The sequence below is a fragment of the Stutzerimonas stutzeri genome, from assembly GCF_024448695.1.
GTDB classification, from domain to species: Bacteria; Pseudomonadota; Gammaproteobacteria; order Pseudomonadales; family Pseudomonadaceae; genus Stutzerimonas; species Stutzerimonas stutzeri_T.
Genome location: NZ_JAMOHY010000004.1, coordinates 150097 through 176426, shown reverse-complemented (window position 1 = coordinate 176426; position 26330 = coordinate 150097). Strand labels below are relative to the sequence as shown.

General features: G+C 60.6%; 28 protein-coding genes and 1 tRNA gene. 9 read left to right on the top strand and 20 right to left on the bottom strand.

The window, feature by feature from the left end:
• The first annotated feature begins 3 nt into the window (after nt 1-3).
• From NAV32_RS06030 to NAV32_RS06015, 4 genes are all read left to right on the top strand, one after another.
• Nucleotides 4-864, top strand: a complete 861-nt coding sequence (locus NAV32_RS06030) for an SDR family NAD(P)-dependent oxidoreductase (protein ID WP_256051893.1) — start codon at nt 4-6, stop codon at nt 862-864.
• Nucleotides 865-1020: 156 nt separating this feature from the next.
• Nucleotides 1021-2193: a zinc-dependent alcohol dehydrogenase gene (locus NAV32_RS06025; RefSeq protein ID WP_256051892.1), complete on the top strand. Its 1173-nt coding sequence runs from the start codon at nt 1021-1023 to the stop codon at nt 2191-2193.
• Nucleotides 2194-2383: 190 nt separating this feature from the next.
• A complete protein-coding gene (locus NAV32_RS06020) occupies nt 2384-2902 on the top strand; it encodes a transcriptional regulator (RefSeq protein ID WP_256051891.1) in 519 nt (172 codons plus the stop codon).
• Nucleotides 2903-3061: 159 nt separating this feature from the next.
• Entirely contained in the window at nt 3062-3994 is a 933-nt protein-coding gene (locus tag NAV32_RS06015) for an AEC family transporter (RefSeq protein WP_256051890.1), read from the top strand.
• A 108-nt stretch (nt 3995-4102) separates the two neighbouring features.
• On the opposite strand, the gene NAV32_RS06010 is transcribed toward NAV32_RS06015, so the two are convergent.
• Nucleotides 4103-5050, bottom strand: a complete 948-nt coding sequence (locus NAV32_RS06010) for a methyltransferase (RefSeq protein WP_256051889.1) — start codon at nt 5048-5050, stop codon at nt 4103-4105.
• Between the two features lie 24 nt (nt 5051-5074).
• Nucleotides 5075-6472, bottom strand: coding sequence for an iron-containing redox enzyme family protein (locus NAV32_RS06005; protein ID WP_256051888.1), 1398 nt, complete (start codon nt 6470-6472; stop codon nt 5075-5077).
• A gap of 179 nt (nt 6473-6651) precedes the next feature.
• On the opposite strand from NAV32_RS06005, the gene NAV32_RS06000 reads away from it, so the two are divergent.
• Entirely contained in the window at nt 6652-6879 is a 228-nt protein-coding gene (locus NAV32_RS06000; RefSeq protein WP_256051887.1) for a hypothetical protein, read from the top strand.
• A 156-nt stretch (nt 6880-7035) separates the two neighbouring features.
• Here NAV32_RS06000 and NAV32_RS05995 read toward each other — a convergent pair whose 3' ends face one another.
• The 3 genes from NAV32_RS05995 to NAV32_RS05985 form a co-directional block, all read right to left on the bottom strand.
• Nucleotides 7036-8133 (bottom strand): lactonase family protein, encoded by a 1098-nt coding sequence (locus NAV32_RS05995; protein ID WP_423836419.1) that lies wholly within the window; start codon nt 8131-8133, stop codon nt 7036-7038.
• 245 nt (nt 8134-8378) lie between these two features.
• Nucleotides 8379-9743 (bottom strand): sigma-54-dependent transcriptional regulator, encoded by a 1365-nt coding sequence (locus tag NAV32_RS05990; RefSeq protein WP_256051885.1) that lies wholly within the window; start codon nt 9741-9743, stop codon nt 8379-8381.
• A gap of 25 nt (nt 9744-9768) precedes the next feature.
• Nucleotides 9769-11532: a sensor histidine kinase gene (locus NAV32_RS05985; protein ID WP_256051884.1), complete on the bottom strand. Its 1764-nt coding sequence runs from the start codon at nt 11530-11532 to the stop codon at nt 9769-9771.
• A gap of 370 nt (nt 11533-11902) precedes the next feature.
• Here NAV32_RS05985 and NAV32_RS05980 point away from each other — a divergent pair, with 370 nt between their 5' ends.
• Together NAV32_RS05980 and NAV32_RS05975 are read left to right on the top strand one after the other, a co-directional pair.
• A complete protein-coding gene (locus NAV32_RS05980) occupies nt 11903-13390 on the top strand; it encodes a SulP family inorganic anion transporter (RefSeq protein ID WP_256051883.1) in 1488 nt (495 codons plus the stop codon).
• A gap of 13 nt (nt 13391-13403) precedes the next feature.
• Nucleotides 13404-14255 (top strand): universal stress protein, encoded by an 852-nt coding sequence (locus tag NAV32_RS05975; protein ID WP_256051882.1) that lies wholly within the window; start codon nt 13404-13406, stop codon nt 14253-14255.
• A gap of 35 nt (nt 14256-14290) precedes the next feature.
• Here NAV32_RS05975 and cfaB read toward each other — a convergent pair whose 3' ends face one another.
• Nucleotides 14291-15472 (bottom strand): C17 cyclopropane fatty acid synthase CfaB, encoded by a 1182-nt coding sequence (cfaB, locus tag NAV32_RS05970; RefSeq protein WP_256051881.1) that lies wholly within the window; start codon nt 15470-15472, stop codon nt 14291-14293.
• Nucleotides 15473-15960: 488 nt separating this feature from the next.
• Here cfaB and NAV32_RS05965 point away from each other — a divergent pair, with 488 nt between their 5' ends.
• A complete protein-coding gene (locus NAV32_RS05965; protein ID WP_256051880.1) occupies nt 15961-16923 on the top strand; it encodes a RelA/SpoT domain-containing protein in 963 nt (320 codons plus the stop codon).
• 317 nt (nt 16924-17240) lie between these two features.
• Here NAV32_RS05965 and NAV32_RS05960 read toward each other — a convergent pair whose 3' ends face one another.
• The 14 genes from NAV32_RS05960 to NAV32_RS05890 form a co-directional block, all read right to left on the bottom strand.
• On the bottom strand, nt 17241-17666 hold the full coding sequence (locus NAV32_RS05960) for a hypothetical protein (RefSeq protein WP_256051879.1): 426 nt from the start codon (nt 17664-17666) through the stop codon (nt 17241-17243).
• A gap of 315 nt (nt 17667-17981) precedes the next feature.
• Nucleotides 17982-18077, bottom strand: a tRNA-Sec gene (locus tag NAV32_RS05950).
• An 8-nt stretch (nt 18078-18085) separates the two neighbouring features.
• Entirely contained in the window at nt 18086-19126 is a 1041-nt protein-coding gene (locus NAV32_RS05945) for a phage integrase (RefSeq protein ID WP_256051878.1), read from the bottom strand.
• The gene (locus tag NAV32_RS05940; protein WP_256051877.1) at nt 19126-20406 is read right to left on the bottom strand and encodes a hypothetical protein; all 1281 of its coding nucleotides are present in this window, start codon (nt 20404-20406) and stop codon (nt 19126-19128) included. Before NAV32_RS05940 ends, NAV32_RS05945 begins: the two co-directional genes overlap by 1 nt.
• 135 nt (nt 20407-20541) lie before the next feature.
• Entirely contained in the window at nt 20542-21633 is a 1092-nt protein-coding gene (locus NAV32_RS05935) for a zonular occludens toxin domain-containing protein (RefSeq protein ID WP_256051876.1), read from the bottom strand.
• 3 nt (nt 21634-21636) lie between these two features.
• Nucleotides 21637-21930: a DUF2523 family protein gene (locus tag NAV32_RS05930; protein WP_256051875.1), complete on the bottom strand. Its 294-nt coding sequence runs from the start codon at nt 21928-21930 to the stop codon at nt 21637-21639.
• A gap of 11 nt (nt 21931-21941) precedes the next feature.
• A complete protein-coding gene (locus tag NAV32_RS05925; RefSeq protein ID WP_256051874.1) occupies nt 21942-23288 on the bottom strand; it encodes a virulence factor TspB C-terminal domain-related protein in 1347 nt (448 codons plus the stop codon).
• A gap of 73 nt (nt 23289-23361) precedes the next feature.
• Entirely contained in the window at nt 23362-23604 is a 243-nt protein-coding gene (locus NAV32_RS05920; RefSeq protein ID WP_256051873.1) for a major capsid protein, read from the bottom strand.
• 22 nt (nt 23605-23626) lie between these two features.
• Complete coding sequence (locus tag NAV32_RS05915; RefSeq protein ID WP_256051872.1) at nt 23627-23833, bottom strand: hypothetical protein; 207 nt, start codon at nt 23831-23833, stop codon at nt 23627-23629.
• A gap of 6 nt (nt 23834-23839) precedes the next feature.
• Entirely contained in the window at nt 23840-23998 is a 159-nt protein-coding gene (locus NAV32_RS05910) for a hypothetical protein (RefSeq protein WP_256051871.1), read from the bottom strand.
• A gap of 15 nt (nt 23999-24013) precedes the next feature.
• Nucleotides 24014-24382, bottom strand: coding sequence for a hypothetical protein (locus NAV32_RS05905; RefSeq protein WP_256051870.1), 369 nt, complete (start codon nt 24380-24382; stop codon nt 24014-24016).
• 175 nt (nt 24383-24557) lie between these two features.
• Nucleotides 24558-25331: a DNA cytosine methyltransferase gene (locus tag NAV32_RS05900; protein WP_256051869.1), complete on the bottom strand. Its 774-nt coding sequence runs from the start codon at nt 25329-25331 to the stop codon at nt 24558-24560.
• Nucleotides 25332-25335: 4 nt separating this feature from the next.
• Nucleotides 25336-25665: a lysogeny maintenance protein PflM gene (gene pflM, locus NAV32_RS05895; RefSeq protein WP_256051868.1), complete on the bottom strand. Its 330-nt coding sequence runs from the start codon at nt 25663-25665 to the stop codon at nt 25336-25338.
• Between the two features lie 39 nt (nt 25666-25704).
• Entirely contained in the window at nt 25705-25920 is a 216-nt protein-coding gene (locus tag NAV32_RS05890) for a DNA-binding protein (protein WP_256051867.1), read from the bottom strand.
• 134 nt (nt 25921-26054) lie between these two features.
• Between NAV32_RS05890 and NAV32_RS05885 the strand changes: the two genes are divergently transcribed.
• Nucleotides 26055-26315, top strand: a complete 261-nt coding sequence (locus NAV32_RS05885; RefSeq protein WP_256051866.1) for a DNA-binding protein — start codon at nt 26055-26057, stop codon at nt 26313-26315.
• Nucleotides 26316-26330: the final 15 nt, after the last annotated feature.

Genomic DNA, 26330 nt, shown 5'->3' with positions numbered 1-26330 from the left:
CTGATGAACATGCGTCCTTCGGTAATGATCGCCGGCTGCGGCGATGTCGGCAGTCGTCTTGGCCTGCTATTGAGTCGGGTCGGCTGGACAGTCTATGGCCTGCGCCGCGAGGCGGCAGGGTTGCCGGTGCCGATCCTGCCGGTGGCCGGCGATCTGCTGGCCAGCCAGTGCCCGCGTAGCTGGCCAAATGGTCAGCTGGCCTATCTGGTCTATGCCGCATCCGCCAGTCAGCATGATGAGCCCGGTTATCGCCAGGCCTATATCGAAGGGTTGCGCAATGCGCTGGGCTGGTTGGAACAGCGTGGTCAGCGTCCAAAGCGTTTGCTGTTCCTCTCCAGCACGGGCGTCTACGGGCAGAGCCAGGGCGAGTGGATCGACGAGCGCTCGCCTACCGAACCTAAAGGCTTCACCGGCCAGGTGATGCTGGAGGCCGAACAGCTGGCTTTGAACAGCGGCCTGCCGACGACCTTGGTCCGCATGGCTGGCCTCTACGATCCGTCGCGGCCCTGGCTGCAGAATCAGATACGCGCGGGGTTGCGCGTCGAGCGCGAGCCGCCGCAGTACAGCAACCGTATCCACCGTGATGATGCCGCCGGCTTGCTGGCCTTTCTGCTCCAGGCGGACCTGCGAGGCGCTGCGCTGGAGGATTGCTATCTGGGTGTGGACGACGACCCGGCACCGCTGCATGAGGTGGTCGACTGGCTGCGCGAGCGGTTGGGTGTGACGTACTGGGCCGAGCAAGCGATGACCCGCCGCGCCGGCAGCAAACGCTGCAGCAACGCCCGCGCCAGGGCGCTGGGCTGGGCGCCGAAATATTCCGGGTATCGCGATGGGTATGGCCCGGTGGGGCAGCGCAAGGGTTGACGTGCATGCAGCCCGTCGGCAATCGGGCAACTATGGCGTGGCGCTGCTTACTAAAAAACTGACACCTAGTTAGCAGCGCCGACCGGCACAGGAGCAGCGAAACAAAAGGGAAAGACACCAGGCGGCGTTTCTGGACACCCGACCAGGAGATTTCCCATGAGAGCGCTTCGCTGGCACGGCAAGCACGATATCCGCTGCGACAACCATGTACCCGACCCCTCAATCGAAGACCCGCGCGACGCCATCATCAAGGTCAGTTCCTGCGCCATCTGCGGTTCCGACCTGCACCTGTACGACGGCTTTATGCCCGGCATGAAACACGGCGACATCATGGGCCACGAGTTCATGGGCGAGGTGATGGAAGTCGGCTCGGCGAACAAGAAACTCAAGGTCGGCGACCGCGTGGTGGTGCCCTTCACCATCGTCTGCGGCGAATGCGAGCAGTGCCGGCGCGGCAATTTCTCGGTGTGCGAACGCACCAACCGCAACAAGGATATCGCCGACAAAATGTTTGGCCACACCACCGCCGGCTTGTTCGGCTACACCCACCTCACCGGTGGTTACGCTGGCGGCCAGGCCGAATACGTCCGCGTGCCCTATGCCGACGTCGGCCCTGTGGTGATACCCGAGGGCATGACCGACGAGCAGGTGCTGTTCCTCGGCGACATCCTGCCTACCGGCTGGCAGGCTGCGGCGCAGTGCGACATCCAGCCCACCGATACCGTGGCGGTGTGGGGCGCCGGCCCAGTCGGCCAGTTCGCCATCCGCAGCGCGATCATGATGGGTGCCGAGCAGGTCGTATGCATCGACAACGTGCCGGAACGGCTGTCCATGGCCCGCGCCGGTGGCGCCATCACCATCAATTTCGATGAGGAAAGCGTGCTTGAGCGCCTGTCCGAGCTGACCCGCGGCAAAGGCCCGGAGAAATGCATCGACTCGGTGGGCATGGAAGCACACGCCGCACGTTCCATTGATTCGATGTACGACCGCGCCAAGCAGGCGCTGATGCTGGAAACCGACCGCCCCCACGTGCTGCGCGAGATGATCTACGTCTGCCGCCCGGCTGGCATTCTCTCGATTCCAGGCGTCTACGGCGGACTGATCGACAAGGTCCCGTTCGGCGCGGCGATGAACAAGGGCCTGACCTTCCGCATGGGCCAGACCCACGTCAACCGCTGGACCGACGATCTGCTCAAGCGCATCCAGGAAGGGCAGATCGATCCGACCTTTGTCATCACCCACAGCGTCGGTCTGGAACAGGGGCCGGAGATGTACAAGACCTTCCGCGACAAGCAGGACGGCTGTATCAAGGTGATTCTAAAACCCTGAAGCCAGGCCCCGTGAAAACGGCTGCGCTCGGCCATGCTGCGTTGGAAACAGGCTCAGAAATGCTCATTTACAGTCCGTAAACGCCGCTTTTGCCTGCTTCTGCCTTTGCCTGACCTTCGCTCGCAATGTTTTCACACGGTCTGCCAGTTGCCGTTGCCTTTTTGGGTTGCGGCTGAGCGAGGAAAATTTCATGAGCATTCCACGTCAAGTCACCCGTCCCAATCACTCGGCCCGTTCCGTGGCGCGCGGCCTCGGCTGGTTCAGCATCGGTCTGGGCGTCGTGCAATTGCTGGCGCCGCGGCAGGTGTCGCGCTTTATCGGTATGCCCGGCAGCGAAGGCCTGGTCCGCGCATGCGGCGTGCGGGAGATCGTCACCGGGGTCGGCATTCTCCTGGCCGACGATCCCAGGCCCTGGATGTATGGGCGTGTCGGCGGCGATGCGCTGGATCTGGCCTGCCTTGGCTGGAGCGTCGAGCATGGCCGTGAACCGGTCAATGCCGCGATTGCCGCCGGTGCGGTGGCGGGTATCACCGCGCTGGATATCGGCTGCGCCCGAGCGCTGGACGCCGAACGGGTGCCGGTGACCGAGTGGGACTACAGCGACCGCAGCGGCTTTCATGGTGGACCGGAGCAGGTACGTGGTTCGGTCGAAGCCGAGTTCGCCGCTGCGCGAGCCGAGCCCAACGGGTATTCGCCGCAGCTGCACTAGGAGTAAGGCCGCCTGTATGTAGCCTTTGCAGGTACTGCCGCGCGTGTCGGTAGCGGATTGTGGTGGACTAGAGCTGCGGATTCTTTGCTAAGGTGAGTGGCCGTTTGGGTCGCTCGCCTTTGCGCGTGCGGCGCCGCTCAAGCCTGCAGTTGAGGTTTCATGTCCTCGGTCGTCAATGTCGTCCTGCCTGTTTTTGCACTGATCTTTCTGGGCTATCTGTGTCGTCGTACCGGTCGCCTGGGGCCGGCGGGCGCTTCGGAGCTCAATCGTTTCGTGGTCTGGCTGGGCCTGCCCGCGTTGCTGTTCAAGATCACCGCGACCTCGACCTGGGCCGACGTGTGGCAGCCGGGCTTTATTGCAGCGTTCTCCATCGGCTGCCTGGGCGTTTTCGCCTTCACCCTCTGTTATCGCCTGCTGCAGAAGCAGCCGCTGGTGGACGCCAGCCTCGATGCCCTGGGCGCGTCCTACGCCAACACCGGCTACATCGGCTTTCCGCTGTGCTTGCTGATTCTCGGCGAGGCGGCATTGCAGCCGGCGCTGGTGGCCACGCTGGTGGTGGTCTGTGTGCTGTTCGCCATCGCCCTGGCCTGCGTCGAGACAGGCCTGCACGCCGGTCAGGACATCGGCAAGACACTGGCCAAGGTGAGTCGCGCGCTGCTGGGCAATCCGCTGGTGCTGGCGCCGTTGCTCGGTGCCGGCTGGGCATTGGGTGGGCTTGAGCTGCCGAGCGGGATCAGTACGCTGCTGGATCTGCTCGGCGCTGCCGCTGCGCCTTGCGCGCTGGTGTCTCTCGGCCTGTTCCTCGCCCAACCACAGCCCAGCGGGCCGGTGCGTGGTGTCTGGCCGCTGGTGCTGCTGAAACTCATCGTGCAGCCGGCGCTGACCTGGTATTTCGCCGCAGTGGTGTTCGAGCTGGAGCCGCTGTGGGTCTATTCGGCGCTGCTGCTCAGTGCGCTGCCCACCGGCACCGGACCGTACATGCTGGCCGAGTTCTATGGTCGTGAAGGTTCGCGGGTGTCGCGGGTGGTGTTGTACTCGACGCTGGGATCGCTGCTGAGCCTGTCGCTGATTCTGGTGCTATTGCCGGTCTGAGCCGCGGACGTAGGTGCGCAACGCGTGGAAAACGCTTCGCGGTTTTCCACCCTACGCCCGGTGAGTAGGGTGGATAACGCCGAAGGCTTATCCACGCGTAACTCAAGGTCAGCTCGCAGGCCGCGTCACCTCCAGGACAACGGCGGCGATGCGGTCGCAGCTCGTATAGGCGCCTTCCAGCAGTTCCTCGCCGAATACGTCCGGGTCCATTTCGCGGTAGCGCCACTCGAGCGCGAGTCCTTCGAGGCGTTGGCGCACTTCGCCCAGGAAAGGGTCCTGATTGCCCTGCATCGCCACGCCGGTGTAGAGCAGCAGGCTGCCGCCCGGTGCCAGGCGCGAGAGGGCACTGTCGAGGATCGCCAGTGAAAGGCCGGCACCCAGCGGGCCGCCGCCATGGCGATAGGCACGCTCGCTGGGGTCGATCAGATAGGGGGGATTGGCCAGGATCAGATCGAATTCGCCGTGAACATCCTTGAGCAGATCGCTGTGCCGGGCCTGCAGGTTATCCGCTCCGGCCAGGGCTGCGTTTATGCGAGTCAGGCGCAGGGCGGCGGAATTGATATCCACCGCCAGCACCTCGGCCTGCGGTCTTGCCAGTGCGGTGAGCAGCGCCCCGGCGCCCGAGCCGCAACCGATGTCCACGGCACGGGCAATGTGGCCCCGATGATGATTCAGGTGTGCCTGGATGGCGCTGGCGAAACGGTAGGTATCCGGGCCGAAGAACACCGCATCGGGCGCATCGGTGGGAAAGGCTGAATGGACGAACAGCTGTCCGTCGAGGCTCGACAATCGCACCCGGCTACGCCAGCGCGAACCGCAGGCTTCGAGCACGTCGGCCAGCTCCATCAGGTTGAAGAGCGCCGGCGGCAGCAATTCGCGCTGGAAGGGGCGGCTCCAGCCGAATATCCCATGCATGTCCTCGGCCAGGGCATTTTCCGGACGCTGGTTGACCCGCTCATGGGTGAGTGGCGTGGGGGTGACGAAGTGGTAGCCGCGCTCGCGCAGCGCCTGCGCCAGATGCAACAGCGCCTGATCCTGTGTTTTTTCCGAAATCATGGAGTTCCCTGGCAAGTGTCGCCTTCAGTTGAATAGCCCGCTGAATAGGCGTGTGGCGAGCAGGCCGGCGTTGCTGTGGTGGCGCGTCGGCGAAAGCAGTGGCAGCAGGTGCCGCATGCGTGCCTCGCGATGGGGTAACTGCGCCAGTTGCTGCTCCAGCAGGCGCGCCTCCTGATCGAAGTCGCTGTCTGGTTGAGGGCGTGGCGTTGTCGCTGCCTGCCGGCCCTGACGCTGTGCCAGCCGCAGGTTCGGCTTGCCACGTGTCGTTTGCTGCTCGGCAAGCCAGTCGCCGGCAATCCAGTCGTGAATCAGCTGTTGTTCATGCGCGCTGAACACACCGAACATCGGGGCCTGTTCGCCGCTGATCAATTGCCAGAAACGGCTGCCCTGAGGGTCCTGGTTGCGTGCGATCCAGCCACGCTGCTGCAGTACGTCCAGAAAGCGCTCAACGTCTTCGGCCAGCCACTGATTGACCGTATGTCCCTCGAAACGGCAGTAATCGGAGTGCACGAACTGCCCCACGGCGGCCTTCTTCTCGAACACACGGCGCACTTCGCGATCCGGGTCGAAGCCGTCGATCACCGACAGGGTGCTGGCGCCCAGCTCGTTCAGACGATAACCGGCACGCACGCGGCGATAGAACTCGGCACTGTCGCCCACCTGCGGCCAGGCGGCCTGCAGGCTCTGCACCGCCTTGCGGGCGTGGCCGTTGTCGGCATTGTCGACGGTGACGTGCAGGGTGAAGTAATAAGGGTCGATGCCCAGCTCGGTCAGCTCGTAGGAGGTGATCAGCAGGTGCAGCGGCAGCTGTTCATAACCGAGATTGAAGCCGATCACCTCCGGCAGGAAATGCTCGGCCTGCTCGGCCAGGGCCAGCTGGATGGCACCCTGCACGAAGTTCTCGTCATCCAGACTCTGCCAGTCGTCGCAGCCCTGGCTGGCAAGCAGCCTGCGATAGAGCACCACATGATTCTTCTCCGGCAGACCTTCGCCCAGCTCCTCCAGATAAGTCTGGATCAGCCCCTGAAAGCGCGGCTCATCCCAGCGTTGCAGCAGGCCGTAGAGCCACGCGCCGTCGACCAGCTTGGTGGGCGCCACGCCTTGCAGAAAATGCAGCGCATGGGCCTTGCTGGAGAAATAGCGGCGGGGCGCGCCGGCGCGCCGGCTGTCCAGATAGGTTTGGTATTGCAGGCCGACCTTTTCGGTATGCCCTGCCAGCCATGCACCGAGCCGGGAGGGATCAGCGGGCAGGTCGCAGGGCATCTCTGCAGCGGCTTCCAGCTGGTCGCGCAGATACTGCGCCGCGTCCTGGCGCGCGGCCACCCGGGTGGTTTCGTCGAACAGGGCGAAATAGAGGTCTTTGCTCGGCGTCATGGCCGAAAGGGGCAAAGCAGTGGCGGGCAGGCTATGAGTCAGTTGCATAAGTCACACGGCAGAAATGCGAGGGAAGCCTCTGTGTAATTTTTGGCCGCCCGGCCTTCGGATAAGTTCAGCCTGCCTGCCGAATGGCCGGCAATGTGCCGGATTCGCTGCAACTTCTTGGCAACTTCACCTTCCTACCTGAAGGGCCACCGGGTGCCCGCAACCGAATGGGAGGCCGCATGAAGCAGCAAGACGAATGTGGTGAAGAAGACCGCAAATCCCTCGATGAGCGTGCGACTGGCCGTAGCGGGCAGCCGCGCGGCCCGACTCAGGGTGAAGCCGCCGGGGGTGCCCGGCAGGATGTGCCCGGCGGCGCCTATAACGTGCCGCCGGGCATGGCCGATGAGGTCAGTGAAGGCGATGCGCAGCGGGACCGGCAGCGCGGCAAACACAATCCCGAGCGTTAGCAGGCCGTTGAGAAACGTAGGCGAGGCAGGCAAGACAAGGCAAAAACAGGCGAGGAACGGACCGGGCTCGCGTACGAGTTTAGGTGTTCTAAATGAGCATTCCGAGCCTGTTTTTAACGCAGTATTGCCAACGTAGGTAGTTTTTCAACGGGCCTGTTAGTGTTCCGAGGCCGGGAGAAACTTCACATCCGAGGGCTGGCCCATGGGCAGCGTTTGCAGGGTTTCGCCCAGCAGGCCGCTGTCCGGGTCGCGTTGCAGCAGCACCAGGGCATCACTTTTCTGATTGGCGATGAGCATGAAACGACCGCTGGGGTCGATGGCGAACTCGCGTGGTTCACGGCCTTCACTGGGGCGCTGCTGGATCTCGCGCAGGCTGCCGTGTTCTTCGATGGCGTAGACCATGATGCGGTTTGCTTCGGCGCGGTCGCTGACATAGAGGAAGCGGCCATCGGGCGAAACGTGAATGGCACCCGGCGAATGCTGCCCGGTATCACCGCCTTCGGCCAGATCCAGCAACTGCCGTTGCACCAGACTGCCGTCCACATGATCGAAGCGCGCAATCTGGACGCTCAGCTCCAGCGTGGCGTAGGCCTGGCTGCCATCAGGACTGAACACCAGATGCCGCGGCCCGCTACCGGGCGGAAGTTCGATGCTGGCCGGCTTGGCCGGCGACAGAGGGCGCTCGGAATTGCTCGCATCGTAGCGGTAGACAAAGATCCGGTCGGCCCCCAGATCGCTGACGAACAGCGTCCGCCCATCCGGCGAGGGCACTGCCGAATGCACATGCGCGGATTTCTGCCGTTCGGGATGGACGTTGCTGGGTCGATGCGCAGCGATTTGCGTCACCGGCTGCGGATGGCCCTGGGCATCGAGCGGCACCACCGTCAGATTGCCGCCGGGATTTTCCCGCGAGCCATAATTAGCCACGAACAGGTAGCGGCCATCGACACTCAGGCTGGCATGGGTGGGCTCGTCGCCGAGCGTACTGACCTGGCCCAGCGGCTGCAGCACACCGTCATCCGCAAGACTGAAGGCGCTGATGCGTCCAACCGGATCGGCACGGCCGGGGCCGTTTTCATTGGTCGCATAGAGCCGGCGGCGCTCTTCGTCCAGCACCAGCCAGGAGGGGTTATGGCTGCTGATGCCTTGCAGGGGCTGCGGGTCCAACCGGCCTTGTTCGGGATCGAAATGCAGCCGCAGGATGCCTGGGCTGTCGCTGTCATGGGTGTAACTGCCGATCAGTATCTGCTGCATGGGTGCCGCCACTCCTGCCGTGCTGAAGATCAGGAGCGCCGCAGCGACGCCGAGGCCGATTCGAGAGGGATCGCGCATGAGTCGCTCCTGCCTTTGTGGTTCTGTCCAATCGCTGAAGTCGCTTTGAGTCCCCATCCAGGCAAAGAGTTGCGACCGCTTGAGCCGGGCAGGGGTACCGGCAGGCAGGAGTCGCCAAGCGTCGGCGAGCTATCAGTTGTGGCGCGGGCGACTTGTAGCTCGCGCCGTCAGTGGCCGGGGTGCTCGTGCGCACCACCCTCGGGCAGGTAGTCGCTGCGGCTCAGGCCGTGGCGCTGCATTTTTTCGTTGAGGGTGCGGCGCGGCAGCTGCAGCAGGTTCATGACTTCGCTGATATTGCCTTTGCACTGCTGCAAGGCGTTGTGCAGGCACTGCGCCTCGAAGGCTTCCATCTGTTCGGCCAGCGAGGTGCCGCTGACGCTCGGCGGGGTGCTGGCGGGCGGGGTTGTAAGGCCCAGCGCGTGGCGTTCGGCGGCGTTGATCAGCTCGCGGACGTTACCGGGCCAGTCGTGGCTGAGCAGGTGCGCCAGCTCGCCGGGACCGACCGGCAGCGGTTCGCGGCCATGGCGCAGGGCGGCCTGGCTGGCGAAGTGCTCGAACAGCAGCGGAATGTCCTCACGGCGTTCGCGCAGCGGCGGGATATGCAGCTCGGCAACGTTAAGCCGGTACAGCAGGTCCTCGCGGAAACGCCCGCCGCGCACTTCTTCGAGCAGGTCCGGCTTGGCTGCGCTGATCACCCGCAGATCGACCTCGATGCTGCGGTTTGAACCCAGCCGCTCCAGGGTCTTTTCCTGCAGCACACGCAACAGCTTGACCTGCTGGGCCAGTGGCATGCTTTCGATCTCGTCGAGAAACAGCGTGCCTCCGTGGGCATGTTCGATGCGCCCGATGCGCTTGCCCTGGGCGCCGGTGAAGGCGCCGCTTTCATGGCCGAACAGCTCGCTCTCGAAGATGGATTCGGGGATCGCCGCACAGTTGAGCGCCACGAAGGGCTTGCCCGCCCGCGGGCTGAAATCGTGCAGGCAGCGCGCGACCTGTTCCTTGCCGCTGCCGGTATCGCCCCGGATCAGCACATTGACGTCGGTGCCGGCCAGCTCCAGCACCTGGCGGCGCAGGTTGTCCACGGCGCGGGAAACGCCCAGCAGCATCGATTCGATACGGCCCTTGCGGGTGAACTGCTCGCGCAGCTGGCGGTTTTCGCAGACCAGTCGGCGCTTGTCCTGGGCGCGGCGCACGCTGTCCAGCAGGCGTTCTGGCGTAAAGGGCTTTTCGATGAAGTCGTAGGCGCCCTGGTGCAGCGCCTGCACCGCCATCGGCACGTCACCATGACCGGTGACCATGATCACCGGCAGCTCGGGATCAAGCGCCACCACCTGTTCGAGCAGGGCGAGGCCGTCCAGGTCCGGCATGCGCACGTCGCTGACCAGCACGCCGGCAAAGTCCCGGTCGATCAGGCCCAGCGCTTCGCGCGCACTGGCGCAGGTGCGCACGCCGAACCCGGACAGCTCCAGCCATTGCTGCACCGCTTTGCGGATTGCCGCTTCGTCGTCGATGAAGATTACCTGGCCGCTCATGTTGCACTCCTTTACCGCTGGGCTGTTACTCGGCAGCGAGGTCTTCGGCGGCGGGCAGCTGCAGCTCGAATACCGCGCCCTGTGCATTGTTGCGCACTGCGAGGCTACCGCCGAGATCGCGCAGGATGCCATAGGACACCGCCAGTCCCAGGCCGAGGCCCTGACCAACCGGCTTGGTGGTGAAGAAAGGCTCGAACACCTGATCCAGATGCTCAGCGGAAATGCCGCCTCCACTGTCGGCCACGCTCAGCCGCCAGACGCCGGCATCGCGACGGCAGTCGATGTGCAACTGCCGGATGGCGCTGTCCTGCATGGCATCCAGTGCGTTGTTGAACAGGTTGATCAGCACCTGTTCCAGGCGGATCGCATCGGCACTGACCCAGGCGTCGACGGGCACTTGCCGCAGGATATCGACGTGTTCACTGCGGATACGCGGGGCGAGCAGTTGCAGGGCCTGTTCCACCACATCGTCCAGGCGCACGCGCTGGGGCAGCCCGGCGGGGTTCTTGCGGGCAAAGGTCTTCAGGTGGCTGGTCAGCGCCGCCATGCGCTCGATCAGCCCTTCAACCTGGCCAAGGCCTTCGCGCACCGCCTCGCTGCGACCACTGTCGAGCAGCAGGCGCTGGCTGGCCAGCTGCATGCGCAGGGCGGTCAGAGGCTGGTTGATTTCGTGGGCCAGCGCGGCAGACATCTGCCCCAGGGCGGCCATGCGTGCGGCGTGGACCAGGCCGTCCTGGGCGGTTTGCAGCTCGCGGGTGCGGGCTTCCACCAGGCGCTCCAGCTCGTTGCGGCTGCGCTGCTCGACCCGGCGCGTTTTGCGCCGCTGGGCCAGGTAGAGCAACAGGAAGGCCAGCGTCATCCACACGCCAGCCGCCGCCAGCCGATAGCTGCGGATGCTGGCGGCAACCTGTTGCGGCTCCTGCAACAGGTGCAGCGTCCAGTCCTCTTCGGGCAGCGGCAGGCGTTGCCAGAAATAGGTGTTGAGGCCGTCCGGGCCATCGACCTGCCGGCGCTCGCTGTTCTCGGCGATACGTTGCAGGGGCTTGCTGTACAGCGGTTGCAGGGTCTGCTCGGCATAGCGGCGGGCATCGATCAGGCGGTTCCGTACCTCGTCACTGAGCGGCTGCAGATAGCGGAAGCGCCAGGCGGGCCGGTTGCTGAGAATCACGATATCCAGCGAGTCGGTGATCAGCAGAATGCCGGACTGGCCGGCCCATTCGCGCTGCATGTCTTCCAGCTCCAGCTTGACCACCAGCACGCCAAGCACTTCGCCGGTGGCGTTTTTCACCGAACTGGAGAGAAAGTAGCCGGGTATGCCGGTGGTCACGCCCACCGCGAAATAGCGGCCCGAGTCCTGGCTCATGGCGTCGCGGAAATAGGGCCGAAAGCCGTAGTTGCTGCCGACGAAGCTGCTCCATTCGCGCCAGTTGCTGGCAGCCAGGGTGTCACCCTGGCGGTCGATGAGGTACAGCACCGAGGAGCCGGCAGCCTGGTTCTGCTGCTCCAGTCGATGATTGAGATGGTCGCGCAGCTGCGGGTCGTCGGGATTTTCCAGCAGTTCGCGGATATCGCTGTCCAGCGCCAGCAGGGCCGGCACTGAGCGGAAACGTTCGACCTGGGTGTGGATCGCCTGAGCGTAAAGCTCCAGCTGCCCACCGGCTTCCTGGCTGCGTTCGGCCCAGGTGCGCTGCTCGGCCAGTCGTCCCGCCCAGTACATGCTCAGCAGCAGACCGCCGAGGATCAGCAGCACGATCAGGGCGACGCGAACACGGCTGGATAGGGCAGGCATGGCAGGCTTCGTTGTAGGAAGCCGGCATGATAAGCCAAAGCACCGGCATCAGGGTTTTCCCGGCGTGGCTGCCGGCACCCGCGCGGTTACGGGTCGCGGTGGCGGGATGATTTGGGTATCCTTGCCGCCCCCTGCGACCTCTTCGAACCGTAGAAGTCTGCAATCGAGACGAATGTTCATGATCTGGCTGCCTGGTCCGCCATAGCGCAACGCCCCCTCGCCTGATGTGACCGCCTGTCATGGGCGTGTACGTATGCTGCTGCGCGTCGTTTGCCCGCGCCAATCGTAGCGACTCAAATTTGTAAAACTGACCTTGTGACAGCCCGCGTTTCGCTTCAGCGCAGGCTGTGCTTTTGTACTGGATACCCTGATGCTCCATTCGATCAAACAGAACTGGTTCTCCAACGTCCGTGGTGATGTGCTGTCTGGCCTCGTTGTCGCGTTGGCGTTGATTCCCGAGGCCATCGCCTTTTCCATCATTGCCGGTGTCGATCCGCGGGTCGGCCTCTATGCCTCCTTCTGTATCGCCGTGGTAATCGCCTTTACCGGCGGTCGTCCCGGGATGATCTCTGCCGCGACCGGCGCGATGGCGCTGCTGATGGTGACGCTGGTACGCGAGCACGGCCTGCAATACCTGCTGGCGGCGACGCTGCTGTGCGGTGTGCTGCAGATCGGCGCGGGTTATCTGCGCTTGGGCTCGCTGATGCGCTTTGTCTCGCGCTCGGTGGTCACCGGCTTTGTCAACGCACTGGCGATCCTGATCTTCATGGCGCAGCTGCCGGAGCTGACCAACGTCACCTGGCATGTCTACGCGATGACGGCAGCGGGTCTGGGCATCATTTATCTATTCCCCTACGTGCCGAAGATCGGGCGGGTGATCCCCTCGCCGCTGGTCTGCATTCTTACCCTCACCGCAGTGGCCATGTACCTCGGCCTGGATATCCGCACGGTTGCCGACATGGGCGATCTGCCCGACACCCTGCCAGTCTTCCTCTGGCCGGAAGTACCGCTGACCTTCGAGACCCTGGCGATCATCTTTCCGTACTCTGTCGCGCTGGCCGTGGTCGGCCTGCTGGAATCGCTGATGACCGCGACCATCGTCGACGACCTCACCGATACCGGTAGCGACAAGAACCGCGAATGCAAAGGGCAGGGCGTTTCCAACATCGTCTCCGGCCTGTTTGGCGGCATGGCCGGTTGCGCGATGATCGGCCAGTCGGTGATCAACGTGAAATCCGGTGGCCGCACGCGCCTGTCGACGCTGATCGCCGGCGTGGTGCTGCTGTTAATGGTGGTATTCCTCAGCGACTGGGTCGGGCAGATCCCCATGGCCGCGCTGGTGGCGGTGATGATCATGGTGTCCATCGGCACCTTCAGCTGGGATTCGATCCGCAACCTCAAGCGCTACCCGCTTTCCACCAACATTGTCATGGTCGTCACCGTGGTGGTGGTGGTCTTCACCCACAACCTGGCTTACGGCGTGCTCGCCGGGGTGCTGCTGGCGGCGATGTTCTTCGCCAACAAAATCGGGCATTACCTGCATATCGAGTCGGCAGTGGATGCCGGCGGCGAGCAGCGTACCTACCGGGTGGTCGGCCAGGTGTTCTTCAGCTCCTCGGACAAGTTCGCCGCGGCGTTCGATTTCAAGGAAGCCCTCAGCAGCGTTACCATCGACCTGACCCAGGCGCATTTCTGGGATATCACCGCTGTCTCGGCGCTGGACAAGGTGGTGCTCAAGTTCCGCCGCGAAGGCACCGAAGTTCAGGTGCTGGGGCTGAACGAAGCCAGCGCAACCATCGTCGACCGCTTCGGGGTGCATGACAAACCCGAAGCCATCGATAAACTCATGAGCCACTGAGCAGGAGAGCGATATGACTCAGGTAATGGCATGCATCGACGGATCCCCACAGGCAGCCGCCGTCTGCGATTGCGCGGCCTGGGCCAGCCAGCGCCTGCGTGCGCCGCTGACGCTGCTGCATGTGCTCGACCGGCAGCGCTACCCGCTATCGGGTGATCTCAGCGGCATCATCGGGCTGGGCAGCCGCGAGTTTCTGCTTGAAGAGCTGGCCTCGCTGGACGAAAAACGTAGCAAGCTGGCCCTCGAGGAGGGCCGCATGATGCTCGATTCGGCCCGCCAGCGCGCCATCGAGGCCGGCGTTGCGCAGCCCGCGTTGCGCCAGCGGCACGGCGACCTGGTGGAAACCCTGCGCGAACTGGAAGGCGATACCCGCTTGCTGGTCATCGGCAAGCAGGGCGAAGACAGCGGCAACGACATCCAGATGATCGGCAGCCAGCTGGAAAGCGTGATCCGCACCATGCACCGTCCCATCCTGGTGACGCCGGCCAATTTCCGCGCGCCGACAACCGCCATGCTCGCCTTCGACGCCAGCGCCACCACGCGCAAGGGTGTCGAGATGCTGGCCGCAAGCCCGTTGCTCAAGGGCATGCCGATACATCTGGTCATGGTCGGTAGCGATACCGGAGAGGACAAGACAGCGCTGGAGTCCGCGCGAGATGCGCTGGCGGCTGCCGGCTTCGAGGTGCATGTCGCGGTCCTCGCAGGCGAGGTTGAACCTGTCCTGCATGCCTATCAGACCGAGCACGCCATCGACCTGCTGGTAATGGGCGCTTACGGGCACTCGCGGATTCGGCAGTTCTTCGTCGGCAGCACCACCAGCAACATGCTCCGCTCGACTACCACGCCACTGCTGCTGTTGCGCTGAGCCTGACGGCCACCGCCCTGGCGCGGTGGCCGGCGTTACCGGTACAGATCGGCGCGCGACCAGGGCACCTCATGGGAACCATCCGGTAACGGCTTGCTCGCCAGAATCTGGTGCAGGTTGATCCAGTTGCGCCGAAAACCATAGGCGCAGCCGGCCAGATAGACCCGCCAGATACGCAGCGCGCGCTCGGGAACCAGCCGCTGCGCTTCGGCCAGTTTCGCTTCCAGGCGCTGACTCCAGAAATCCAGCGTGCGCGCGTAATGCAGGCGCAGGCTTTCCACATCGACGATCTCCAGCCCCGACTCACTGATGCAGGCGCCGATCTTCATCAGATGCGGCAGCTCGCCGTGCGGGAAGACATACCGCCCGATAAACGCCCCCGCGCCGTAGCCCACGGGTCGCCCGTCGATGTGCCGGGCGGTGATGCCGTGGTTCAGCACCAGCCCGCCGGGGCGGACCACTTCCGCCAGTTGCTGGCAATACAGCGGCAGGTTGGCATGGCCGACATGCTCGAACATGCCGACGCTGACCACCTTGTCGAAATGGCCGTTTCCGGGCAGGTCGCGGTAATCCATCAGCTCCAGCTGCACGCGATCCTCCAGACCTTCGGCAGCGACACGTTTACGCCCCAGCTTCAACTGCTCGCGGCTGAGCGTGATGCCGAACACCTCGGCACCGAACTCACGCGCCGCAAAGCGCGCCAGCCCGCCCCAGCCGCAGCCGACATCCAGCAGCCGATCACCGGGTTTGAGCCGCAACTTGCGACACAGATGACGCAGCTTGGCCTGCTGGGCCTGGCCGAGATCTTCGGTTCCGGTCTCGAAATAGCCGCAGGAATACACCATGTCCCGATCCAGCCACAGCTGATAGAACTCGTTGGACAGGTCGTAGTGGTAGGAAATGGCCTCAGTATCGGTAGCCTTGTCGTGCGGCGTGCGTGTTGGCGGTGCCGCATCATCCTTGCCCAGCGCGCGACTCAACTCATCGCCGATACGGATCACCTCGGCCAGCGGCCCCTCCAGATCGACCCGCCCTTCAACGTAGGCCGCCCCCAACAAGTCGAGGCTGGGGTGCGCGAGATCGGCCACGATCCCGGGATCATTGATGGCCAGCGTCACCGTGGGCGCCGGCCCCAGATCAACCGCCTTGCCGTCCCACAGCCGAAGGCGCAACGGCAGTGATAGTCCACGCAATGCGGGTAGCAAAGTCGCCAACATGCCCGATCTCCTTCGTTTCGTTTCGTTTCAGAGAATCCTAGACCAACAGTCATGGACTATAGGACCGCGTGCGATTTTTTCCTTTTATGCGATTTTGATAGAGAACGTGGACTGTGTGGTTAAGGTAGGCTCTTTGGCGGGTAGGGGGCGCCTACGCAGCTTGTGAGGACCGGCGAAACAGCGGCCTAAGTAATGCATGCTCGACTCACATCGAGACAAAAGGTTGCTGGAAGAGATCGAAGCTGGGTCCGGTATCGCGTGCATGTTGGTGTGACTGTTATTCCATTGTGTTAGCTCCAGAGTGCAGGATATTCTCGGAGTTGATTTATGGGTGTGAGCGAAATTTAGATATGGTGTGCATTTATATTTCGACTCGAAAGCATTATTTTTCAGATGTCATTGGAGACTTAGCTGTGACTGAAGTAGCTTATCCTGGCGGTTCTAAGTCTCGTGTTAATCGCGCTGGTGATGCAGTGCGGAACGGCATAATGACTTCCGAAGACTTGGAGGTTATCGAGGATTGGCGTGCGGCGCATCGTGCTGTCCTGAATACGTTTCAAGCGATACTGCGTGGTAGGTTGCGCGGAAAAAGTGTCATTGTTGCTCAGCGGCACAAACGCAAGAATACTATTTTCGACAAATTGCAGCGGCTACCGAGCATGTACTTGGCGCGTATGGATGATGTGGCTGGATGCAGACTTATTTTTAAAAACATTAAGGAGCTAAATCGTTTCAGAGCTGATTTCCATAAGGCTCGTTTTAACCACAGAATGCGTAACGATCCAGGTAAGTATGACTATATTGCTCATCCAAAGAATACAGGGTATCGGGGTATTCATGACGTCTACGAATATGACGTGAACTCAGCATTAGGAAGGGGCTTAAAAGGTCTCTACATCGAAATTCAGTATCGAACTCCAGTCCAGCACGCATGGGCAACTGCTGTTGAGGTTGTCGGATTTGTTACAGAAAGCCAGCCAAAGTTTGAAAAAGGTGATGAGCGCTACCATCAAGCGATGGCTTACGCGAGTGAAATTCTTGCACGAGCTCATGAAGCCTTAAAGGGGCCGTTTCCTGCGCTGGCGGATCGGGAAGTGTTGGAGGAATTCTTAAAGCTAGACAGCGAGCTAGCTCTTATGCAGACCCTTCGTGGACTTCATCAAGCAAAGAGCGATATATCCGATAAAAAGAATAGTATTTTAATTTTTAGCCCAGATGGAAATCTCACAGTGAAGAGCTTTAGGGATGCAACGGATGCCCTGCGAGAGCTTTTTGAGCTAGAGAAAAGAATGCCAGAGAGCGATATAGTGCTAGTGCGTGCCGACTCTAGCGAGGAGGTAAGAACAGCGTTTCGCAATTACTTCAATGATGCTCGTGAGTTTGTAAAACTTATGGATATTGGCTGCGCACGGCTGGGCGGGAGCCCGCAAAATAATCGTTCTCGGAAGTAGAAAAATAAATTATTCCGTCGACGCCGCTGTTCCGCATGGCGGTGCGAACCAATTGAATAAGACTGGTTTATTTTAAATAAACACTTATTTCTCAAGGTGGATTTTTGAACTACTCAACTGAAAATTTATTCGATTGAGTAGATAAGGCCGGCACAAGCCGAAGCTATCAGGACCAAAATTGGCGGAAGGCAGTGAGAGCCGAACTCGTTTTTTTTCGCCTGCTTTATTCGGCAAAGTCCCGCATTGCTTGTCTGTCGGCTTTTTCGGTTCAGCTTAAATCGGCTTTGGTCTGCATTATTTTCGACGCATTTTCGACACTAGAACCCGCCTTTGCATGACTGCATGCGTTTTGCTTTGGCGATTGTGATCGGGTCCTTTGGAGCGTGTTCCCACCAGAAGCGGCACTCTCTGGAATCCCAGATTTCAGCTTTCTTGGCGTTTGCTGCCGCAATTTCGCGCCGCTGGATCTGTTGTTTCCTAGCTTGTTCTACTCGCTGCTGTTCTGCGGTTTGTGCCTTGAAATAGTCGGCCACTTCTTGAAGTGCGGATCTGATTCGATATTCGGTGATGGCGTCGTCTAAGTACTTGCCGCCCCATAAGCCAGTCACAAGTATCGTTGCTGCAACGATGACCGCAGTCCCGATTCCTATTCCTCCTTTGCCCTGCCTACGCTCCAGCCTTGCATGCCGTTCCTCGATCTCCTCGGCGATATCGAACTTCAGGTTTTTTAACTGTTCATCCATGCCGTCTATCTCCGGGCAATCCAGCGCCTAGCCACTTCTGTCGTTATCGCTATCCCGCGTTTTGATTGGGCAAGTTTCTGTTCGCCTCATCGTAGTCCGGGCTTCTATGTCCGTTCTCTGGCTCTATCAGGCCAGTTACTAGCCAGAGTGCGTATTCCGGAAACAACCTCGCAAGAATGCCGACTTCCTCGGTACCTGGCCGAATGATGCCTCTGCTTATGTTTTTCCAGCGGTCGTGATTCCCGCCAATCTCGCTGAGCTTTTTTGGCCCTGCTTGCTGGGGGCCGCGTAGTTCGGGGCTTTCAAACCGGGATTTGGCGGAAGGCAGTGAGAGTCGAACTCACCCAGGAACGGCTGCCGTCCCCAACCGGGTTTGAAGCCCGGCCGCAGCACCGGCTGCGATTGCCTTCCATGTTGATTTACAAAGGATTTTTCCTCTCCGGTTGAGACTCCGAAGCGGTAGTGTCGAAGAAGTGTCGAAAATCCTTAGCAGGGCCGAAAGCTAGCACGTCTTGAAGGTGATCTGGCGACAGGTGCGCGTAGCGCATCGTCATTGCCAAAGACGAGTGACCCAAAATCTTTTGCAGGGTCAGTATGTTGCCACCGTTCGCGATGAAGTGGGAGGCGAAAGTGTGCCGAAGGACATGTGATTTCTGTCCGGCAGGCAATCCGAGACCCGCACGCGAGACGGCTTCATCGAATCGGTCCCGGCAATTGCTGAATGCGCCATGCTCTCGCAGATGATCACGGATGCGGTCGGCCAGCTTCGGATCGATGGGCACCACCCGGCGTCGCTTCGACTTCGTGTTGACGAACTGGACCATCCCATCGCTCACCCGGCTGACCGTCAGCCCTTGTGCCTCACCCCATCGGCAGCCAGTTACCAGACAAATCATAGCGATCAGCTCGACATGCGGGTGCGTCATGGTGCGCAGCACCTGGAAGAGCCGGTCGATCTGCTGGGCGTTGAGGTACGACAGTTCCCGCTCTTGCAGGCGGATCGCGCGGAGCAGGGCTAGAGGGTTCTCGAACTCGATTTCACCGAGTCGCCGCAGCTCATTGAACAGCGCCCGCAGGTAGGACAGCTCATTGTTCATCGTTTTCGGGCTGATGCCGGAGGCGAGGCGCTTGGCGCGGTACTCCGCGAAATCGGTAGCAGTGAAGGCTATGGCCACAGGGTCTTTCAGGCGTTCGACCATGCGATCCATGATGATGCGGCGACCTTCGTAGTCGGCCAGCGAACCACCATGCAGACGCCCCCAGCATTCCACCAGTTGGGACAGGCGACGCCGATCCTTCGGTTTCGGTGACCATTGCGGACTTTCGATCAGCTTGGATCGACAGGTCGCCTCGAACCGCTGGGCTTCGCCCTTGGTCTTGAACGTCTTGCGAAAGCGCTTGCCCTTGATCGGCTCAACATCGACCCGCCAGCGACCATCGGAGAGTTGCTGAATCGCCATTAGACGGCGCGCCCCCATCTCACATGCCGCTCTTGAAGCAGGTTCTTAATGTGCTTGTACAGGTCGCGTTCAGTCATATCCTTGGAAGCGTAATGGTCACGGATAACCGGCCAGCATTCCCATTGCTTCAGTCGATCAAATGCGGTCTTAGCGCCCACTCGCTCCCGTGCCAGCAGGCTTACGAAGTTTCCCAGGAACAGTTCCACGTTCTTGCCCGAGAAGCCCCGCGAGGTTTTGTAGTAGCGCTTGTACTCGGTTTCATCCAACAGGGAATCGACCGGCACATCGACCCGCACGTCATCACGCATCAGCGTCCAGATCGGCTCGAAGTACCCAGGGCGTGCAAGCAACTTGAATTGGCCCAGACCATAGCGCCAGAGGCCGTCCAGATGACCCGAGAAGGTGGCGAACGAATCGGTCTCAATGGCCTCACCGGTCTTCGCACTGATCGAGCCGCTGGCGAACTGCTGGATGACCGAATGGTGATAGCGCAGCTCGACACGCCACACATCCTGATCTGGGTTGTAGTTCTCGGGATCGGCAGGGTCGAATGAATCCCGACGACGCCAGACGCTTTCCCAGAAGTCGAGCTTATCGGTCGCGCGGGCCTGTTCGGTCTTGTTGTAGATACAGAGCTGAACGCCGCTGGCAGAGCCGAACATGGATGTTTCGCCCCGACCGTAGACGCTGGACTTGGTGGCCCACTCAATTTCCTTGATGCCCGAGATATCCCGGTGTGTTCTGGCCCGGCAATGCAGACGAGCTACCAGATCAACCGGAGGCTTCCAGCCCTGGAGGTCCAGCGCCAGATGGACGGCGCACTGGTTGCGTTCGCGGTGGGTCATCACGGCGGCGGCGTAGTAATCCATCCGCTCTTGCAGACGTTCCGGTGACAGCGCGTCGATGGCGTGCGGCGACACCTCGATTTTCAGGTGCGGCCCGATGTTTTCCAGCTTGGCATTGAAGTTCTTGATCAGCAGGATGAAGCCAAGGTCGGCGTTCTGAAGTTTGTACTGGTAGCCCGAGTCTCTACCTACCCGACCGGAGTGCCAGAACTCCCCGGCGAACTCGACCATCACGCCCGGTTTCTCGAACAGCGCCATGATTTCCGGGCGGATGAGTCCGCGATAGAGCTGGCGGACCGTATCGACGCCACAACGGAGCAAACGGACCTTGGACAGATCCACGATTGCCGCCGTGCCTGGGTCGACGAACAAGCGTCCGTGTTTCGAGGGAATCCCGCTTACCCGATCCAGCCTAGCTTGATCCTTAACGCTCATTCTTGAATCTCCAACAATGCCCATTAACGGACGGTTTCAACTCTGTTTATCTGACGTGTTACAGGGACGTCAGCGCCCGCTTTTCGCGGCGCGCTCGTGCCTCGCAGCGCCTGCAAAAAGCGAGAACGTCCCTGCTCACCACAGGAAGCGGCCTTTCTGATACGGAATGTGGGTGATCGGATTCGTAGCGACAGGCTCATTGAGTAAAGCCGTAGGGGCTTCAGGCTTGCTGTCTGCCGGCTGCTGCTGGCGACCTTGCTTCCATGGATCAAATGCACCACGTTTCACGAACGCTTCACAGGCCGCTTTAGGTGTCTCCAACGGCGTGCCCTGCTGCGTGTAGCAGCTACAACCCCGCTTCTCAAACTGGACACAGGCAGCGATGCGGGGGAAGTCATTGGGGCGAGTGAGGTGGTCATAGATAGGGGCGGACCACGGCATGCCTTCGATTCGGGACGTGAGGTTGTCAGGCTGCCATGACGCATCAGCGCCCACAGCCGGCGTCTGCGTTAGCCCATCGAACGGCGTGACGCGAGCCGAGGTTGACTGCTGGTCGATAACAACAAGATCTGCCGACCCCTCATCTACATCGGGTTTTTCACCCATGCCGAGAAGCCGTGAAACAGCCATAGCCGTACCACCTAAGAGCAGCGTTAAGGCCAAGAGCGCGACGATGATCAGCTTCCACGGCGGCGCAGCCTTGTGTGTATCGAGCACCGTTGAGGTAAAGAGCTGGAAAACGCGGGGATCGGGTTTCACAAAGCGCGACTGGCTGCTTTTGCGTGCGGCCTTGCTGGTCGGATCGTTCTGCACCGAGTCCCATTGATGGCGGACCATCTTCATATTCCAAGGGCGGTGATAGTGAACGTGCGGCTTGGCCAGCTTGCGAACGAACGGATCGAGGAACATCGGGTCTTGAGTTGTGGCGATGAAGTCCTTTCCGCCGTGACGATGGCGGGCGAGTTCGCGAATCCATTCGGGGACTTCCCTGCCGGACCGCTGGCCAAGGTAGTCCTGCACCTCGTCAATGAAGATCACCGCGCCATCGGGCAGATCGCGCCAATCCTTGATATCGGCAATCTGGGTCACGCCATGCTTGGCGGCATCGAAACCCTTGATCGGCGTGCAGAACTTTTCCCGGCCCTTGTATTGCTTGGCGTTCAGGAACTCCCACAACTCATTCGACGTTTTGCCATCACCGGGCTTGCCGGTCACTAGCTTGAACATGGCTTACCCCTTCTTGCTGGCTTTGGCTGACGCAGCAGCCTTTGCGGCCTGAATACCGATCAACATCAGGTAGGCCGAGAAGATGATGGCGACCGCGTCATAAACGCCGAGGTAGGCAAGGAAGTCGCGAACGCCCGGAGGAAAGCCGGCCATCTGACCTAAAACCTTGTCCTGTAGGCCAGTGATGATCGGCTTGATGGCAATAGTGGAAATGGCGAATACGCCGACCGCAGCAGCTATGCGCGGCAGCAGTGCACCAATTGCTGAGCCGACTGCAGACGCTATGACTGGAAACATGGCGAGGCCTCCTAAATGGCACGCGAGACAATGCGAGCCGCACCGAGGTAGGCCATAGCGATGACGGCGTATCGGAGCAGCGCGAGGTAAGGACAGGCTTTAGAAATGGGCAGAACGAAGGTCTTGCCCATGACGGTGAATTCCTCATCAGGCAAGCAGGTGCCTTGTCTGGAACCACTACCAACACCGGAGTTGAACTGGTTCATCAGCCCGGACACATCGGAATTGAACTCGTCTTGAATAACTTGCTGGTCCGCGATGGCTTGCGCTTTCTGGTCAGCGATCTTCTTCAAATCTGCTTCGGTTGGCCCGGCCAGCATCGCGCAGCGATTACTCCAGGACTGAGCAAGGATTGCGCACTGAAAAACGTCCCCATCGCAGGACGGAGCGACCTTGCAATCATTGGAGTGACCGGCTGAATTGCCATCACCATCTTCGCCGCCACCGTTAGCGGGAGGCTCTGCACCAGTGCCGCCACCGGAGCCGTCATCGCCACCGTCACCCCCATCACCATCGTCACCATCGTCACCACCATCACCACCATCACCACCATCATTGCCGCCGTTGCCCCCACCGCCCCCGCCACCAGTACCACCATCGTCGCCGCCGGGATTGGCCGGATCGGTAGGATCGGTAGGATCGGTAGGATCGGTAGGATCGTTCGGGTCTTTGGGAGGGAGCTTGTGACACGTGGTGCCAGACACACTCCAGCCGGGAGGACACAGAGTCGGAGGCGGATCGGCAGGATCCGGCGGAGGATTCAGCGGAGTGCCAGAGGAAGCCAGCGTGTAGGACTCAGCAGAGCAGCTTTGTCCCGTGCCTTTGATAATGTAGTTGCAATAACCCATGGACGCATCAGAGCCAGAAATATAGCAACCGCTTGAACGGGTTTCGCCGGGTGTGCCGGAATAAGAGCAAGAGTTGAAGCAAACATTGGTCGGAGGCTGAGAAACGACCGCTTTTGTGCCGTCACCAACAACAACTATCGGAGAGTCAGGACCGCGCGCTGGAAATAGATCATCTACTTTGCATTCTTCAGGCGGTTCCGGGGGGTTGTTGTCAAGACAGATTCGAGCGTCATAATCATAAGACTGATCAACAGTACAGTTCGTTGTTTTTCGCTCAGCATCGAATAAGTATGAGCCGTTATACATCATGCAGCGAACGCGATCAGCTGTAACAGTCTGCGTATAACTAACGTTAGCGTTCGCAGCTTTGCAGGCGGCAATAGCAGTTGGTGCATGAGGGGCAGTTGCTTGTCTTGCCTGCCAATAAAACTCATTTGACGCAACGAAGCCAGAAGCGAACAAGCAACAAAGCCCAAAAAAGATACGCCCTAGCAAACTGGTCTTATTCATCAGTGAGGCCCGATACTTTCAGTGCCATGAAAAAGGGCCCGGATAACCGAGCCCTATTTATTGCCGGTGTTGCTTACAGCGCCCCACGCACGTACTTGAACACGCGCACCACCACTACGATGGAGAGCGCAGCAGTACAAACCGCTGTAACGGTGATGATGGCGGCACCGAGAGTTCCAACCACATCAGCCACATCGATATCGATGATGGCAGCAGACGCGAAGTTGCTTGCAGCCAGCAAACCAGCGGCAAGACCAGCTTTGGCAGGGGCAGTACGGGAGAAGCGTTTCAGCGAGTCCAGCATTTTGGTTTTCATGTTGTATTTCCTCGGGTGAGTTTCAATCAGTTTCAATCGCTTTTTTAATCTGGCGGAAGATGAAGAACAGAGCCCAATAAGCAAGCCCCCAGTAAATCCCCTCTGCCACCAACTCCGAAAGCTTCACAGGGTCAGCCGCTGGCGTTACTTGTAAAGTTTCCGAACAGGTCACCCGATTGGCCTCAGTCTCCAGTTGCGCAATGCCTGGGCAATAGAAGTTCGTGGCCATTCAGGTTTACTCGGTTTGTTCCAACGGCTCGCAATCAGGACAAACTGCGAAATGGGGCGGCAGGTTGAGGTCGGGCAGCAGATCGCTTTGCGGCGCGGGCAGTGACATGAGCTTGCCCATGTCGTTGCCGCAGCAGTCGCAGATCACCCGGTCTTCGATCAACATGGCCGCCCCTCCCGATTAGTTGGCTTTGGCCGGCTCCGGCTGGACGCCGGGGGCAGGCTTGGCGGGTTGTTGGGGGTTCGGCTTGGCGGCTTGAGCGGTAGCAACTTTCACCGGCTCGACGTGCAGGACGATGAACTTGCCGGTGTTCTTGGAACCGCGCTCGATCTCAGTGGTGACGCGGATCGGCTCCAGCACATCGAGGCCTTCGCAGGCGGCCCACACTTCGTCCAGGGCTTCTTCGGCCACATTCATCGACAGGATGGAAATGCCCAGGTCACGTTTGCCGTCCGGCTCGTCACCGACAAACAGCTTCACCAGCTTTACGTTGTCGAACTCAACTTTCTCAGCACTGAGAAATGCAACTTCCATGATCGAACGTGCCATTTGTGTTTCCTCTCTCTAGTTGCGCTTTATTGCGCTGCTTTGCTTTCTGTAGGCCGAGCGATCCCGAACCGGTGAACTCGCAAGTTCGCCGAGGTGATCTGTTACTTGGCCTACGGGTTAAAACGTCGCGTTGTGCGTGTTCTCTTGTTGGTTAACACCAAGGGCTTTGCCCTTGTCATCCCACTCTTGCCGCCGAGGGCTCAGGAGCGCGGGGAGAAAAGCTTTCCCCACACTCCCGAGCAGAGGCTGTTTCGGTTCGTGCCGGGTCAAGGGTGCGCTGCGCCCGTGCTTCCGTTTTTCCGAACGGTGAAGCGTGTTCGGACAAGCCGGGAGCGCGGCCCTGGACCTGGACAGGCCGAGCGGGGTTGGCAAGCCGGCTCAGCACATGACCGCCCCACTGCGCAGCAATTGCCTCGGCGATGCCCTGATAGGTGCGCGAGCGGTTCTTCCAGCGATCCGGCCCCGGTGCCATGTGGTGTACGGTCGGTTCACGACCGTCGACGATTTCGGTCGGCACCAGGAGCGGCAGGTTCTGGAGCCAGAAATGCGTTTCCTTGCGCTCGCCATGACCAAACATCCAGGGCTGGATGATCTGGTCCGGTTTTCGGATCTGGCTGGAGATCACCGATTTCGGATTTTCCAAGGCCTTGAAACGGATCGGAGCGGCAAGCAGCTTGCGCACGAACTCCAGAGCACGGGCCTGACGGCCATCGGCAATCTTCTCGGGAAACCAGCGGGCACCAGACGTTGCCAGATCCGTGCAGGGTGGATGGGCAATCAGCAGATCCCAGCCCCAGTCGAGCACGTCCAATACATCGCCCTGGATGTGTTCGCCTTCTGTTTCGGATGGCAGCAGGTCACAGCTGACGGCATAGAACCCTGCACGGGTCAGCGCATCACGGACGCGACCGGAGAACTCGCAGGCAACGAGGGCGGTTGGCTGTCTCATACAATCACCCCACCAGATCGAACGGTTCGTGAATCGGAACGTAGGGCGTTGACTTGCCCGAGTCGTAGATAACGCTCCAGTACTTCGGCGGTCGGTCGGGTCGCGTGTGTTTCTCGCAGATAAAGGCCGGTTCCACTTTCCACTCCGAGAGCAGAGGCTTCCAGATCCCACCGACGCGGCCCATTTTTAGCGTGCGGATCGGCACCGCAGACGCGGGGCGGCATTGGGCGCAGGGTGTGGACCGGGAGGGAGCGGGTTTCGCCATTTCGCGTCTGGACCAGCAAACAGAGCAGTCGCAGTGTTCGGTGTGTGGCAGGCGCTGGTAGTTGTTCATAGGCCATCCCCTCCCCTGGCTTTCCGTAGACGGCGCGGATCATGTGTCCCACTCCTTTTCCATCAGTTGCTTGGTCAAGAGCACCACATTGACCATCACGTATTTACCGACCTTGTGAGACGGGATGTAGCCGTTGCGAATCCAGCCCCAGACCACGTCGTGTTCTTCGCCCATGCGAATCCAGTCGGCGAACTGGCGCCACGGCATCACTGGCGGGGCGTTGTGAAAATCAATCGGCGGTAGGTTTCCTTCCATGTCCTTGGCCTTTGTTGCACTATGTTGGTCTTCTTTGGAGCTAGGCGTATGGAATAAATCCATATGGACAGTATCCATACCTCATTGGATTATGGCAATAGTCCATACGATTCATTTTGATAATGACGGCCCGAATGCTTGATAGAGCCCTTAAATTGCTTGAGGCGACGAGCCTGAAAGACCTTGCCGAGGTGAACAGCAAGGAATACGTCAGGTGGCAGAGCATCAAGCGTGGGAAAGCGCGAATGAGCGCAGAGGAGATCGAGCAGCTGGGTTTGCTGTACCCAAGCTATCGGTGGTGGCTGATGACCGGGGAAGTCATGCCGGATAAAGGCCAGACCAGCCCAGACTACGACGAGGCCAACCGAAACTTGACCAGTCAAGACGCGGGATAGCGATCACCAAGGAAG

Coding starts and splice junctions, on each gene's coding strand:
- NAV32_RS06030 (WP_256051893.1), top strand. CDS start 4: ATGAACATGCGTCCTTCGGTAATGATCGCCGGCTGCGGCGATGTCGGC.
- NAV32_RS06025 (WP_256051892.1), top strand. CDS start 1,021: ATGAGAGCGCTTCGCTGGCACGGCAAGCACGATATCCGCTGCGACAAC.
- NAV32_RS06020 (WP_256051891.1), top strand. CDS start 2,384: ATGAGCATTCCACGTCAAGTCACCCGTCCCAATCACTCGGCCCGTTCC.
- NAV32_RS06015 (WP_256051890.1), top strand. CDS start 3,062: ATGTCCTCGGTCGTCAATGTCGTCCTGCCTGTTTTTGCACTGATCTTT.
- NAV32_RS06010 (WP_256051889.1), bottom strand. CDS start 5,050: ATGATTTCGGAAAAAACACAGGATCAGGCGCTGTTGCATCTGGCGCAG.
- NAV32_RS06005 (WP_256051888.1), bottom strand. CDS start 6,472: ATGCAACTGACTCATAGCCTGCCCGCCACTGCTTTGCCCCTTTCGGCC.
- NAV32_RS06000 (WP_256051887.1), top strand. CDS start 6,652: ATGAAGCAGCAAGACGAATGTGGTGAAGAAGACCGCAAATCCCTCGAT.
- NAV32_RS05995 (WP_423836419.1), bottom strand. CDS start 8,133: ATGCAGCAGATACTGATCGGCAGTTACACCCATGACAGCGACAGCCCA.
- NAV32_RS05990 (WP_256051885.1), bottom strand. CDS start 9,743: ATGAGCGGCCAGGTAATCTTCATCGACGACGAAGCGGCAATCCGCAAA.
- NAV32_RS05985 (WP_256051884.1), bottom strand. CDS start 11,532: ATGCCTGCCCTATCCAGCCGTGTTCGCGTCGCCCTGATCGTGCTGCTG.
- NAV32_RS05980 (WP_256051883.1), top strand. CDS start 11,903: ATGCTCCATTCGATCAAACAGAACTGGTTCTCCAACGTCCGTGGTGAT.
- NAV32_RS05975 (WP_256051882.1), top strand. CDS start 13,404: ATGACTCAGGTAATGGCATGCATCGACGGATCCCCACAGGCAGCCGCC.
- cfaB (WP_256051881.1), bottom strand. CDS start 15,472: ATGTTGGCGACTTTGCTACCCGCATTGCGTGGACTATCACTGCCGTTG.
- NAV32_RS05965 (WP_256051880.1), top strand. CDS start 15,961: ATGACTTCCGAAGACTTGGAGGTTATCGAGGATTGGCGTGCGGCGCAT.
- NAV32_RS05960 (WP_256051879.1), bottom strand. CDS start 17,666: ATGGATGAACAGTTAAAAAACCTGAAGTTCGATATCGCCGAGGAGATC.
- NAV32_RS05945 (WP_256051878.1), bottom strand. CDS start 19,126: ATGGCGATTCAGCAACTCTCCGATGGTCGCTGGCGGGTCGATGTTGAG.
- NAV32_RS05940 (WP_256051877.1), bottom strand. CDS start 20,406: ATGAGCGTTAAGGATCAAGCTAGGCTGGATCGGGTAAGCGGGATTCCC.
- NAV32_RS05935 (WP_256051876.1), bottom strand. CDS start 21,633: ATGTTCAAGCTAGTGACCGGCAAGCCCGGTGATGGCAAAACGTCGAAT.
- NAV32_RS05930 (WP_256051875.1), bottom strand. CDS start 21,930: ATGTTTCCAGTCATAGCGTCTGCAGTCGGCTCAGCAATTGGTGCACTG.
- NAV32_RS05925 (WP_256051874.1), bottom strand. CDS start 23,288: ATGAATAAGACCAGTTTGCTAGGGCGTATCTTTTTTGGGCTTTGTTGC.
- NAV32_RS05920 (WP_256051873.1), bottom strand. CDS start 23,604: ATGAAAACCAAAATGCTGGACTCGCTGAAACGCTTCTCCCGTACTGCC.
- NAV32_RS05915 (WP_256051872.1), bottom strand. CDS start 23,833: ATGGCCACGAACTTCTATTGCCCAGGCATTGCGCAACTGGAGACTGAG.
- NAV32_RS05910 (WP_256051871.1), bottom strand. CDS start 23,998: ATGTTGATCGAAGACCGGGTGATCTGCGACTGCTGCGGCAACGACATG.
- NAV32_RS05905 (WP_256051870.1), bottom strand. CDS start 24,382: ATGGCACGTTCGATCATGGAAGTTGCATTTCTCAGTGCTGAGAAAGTT.
- NAV32_RS05900 (WP_256051869.1), bottom strand. CDS start 25,331: ATGAGACAGCCAACCGCCCTCGTTGCCTGCGAGTTCTCCGGTCGCGTC.
- pflM (WP_256051868.1), bottom strand. CDS start 25,665: ATGAACAACTACCAGCGCCTGCCACACACCGAACACTGCGACTGCTCT.
- NAV32_RS05890 (WP_256051867.1), bottom strand. CDS start 25,920: ATGGAAGGAAACCTACCGCCGATTGATTTTCACAACGCCCCGCCAGTG.
- NAV32_RS05885 (WP_256051866.1), top strand. CDS start 26,055: ATGCTTGATAGAGCCCTTAAATTGCTTGAGGCGACGAGCCTGAAAGAC.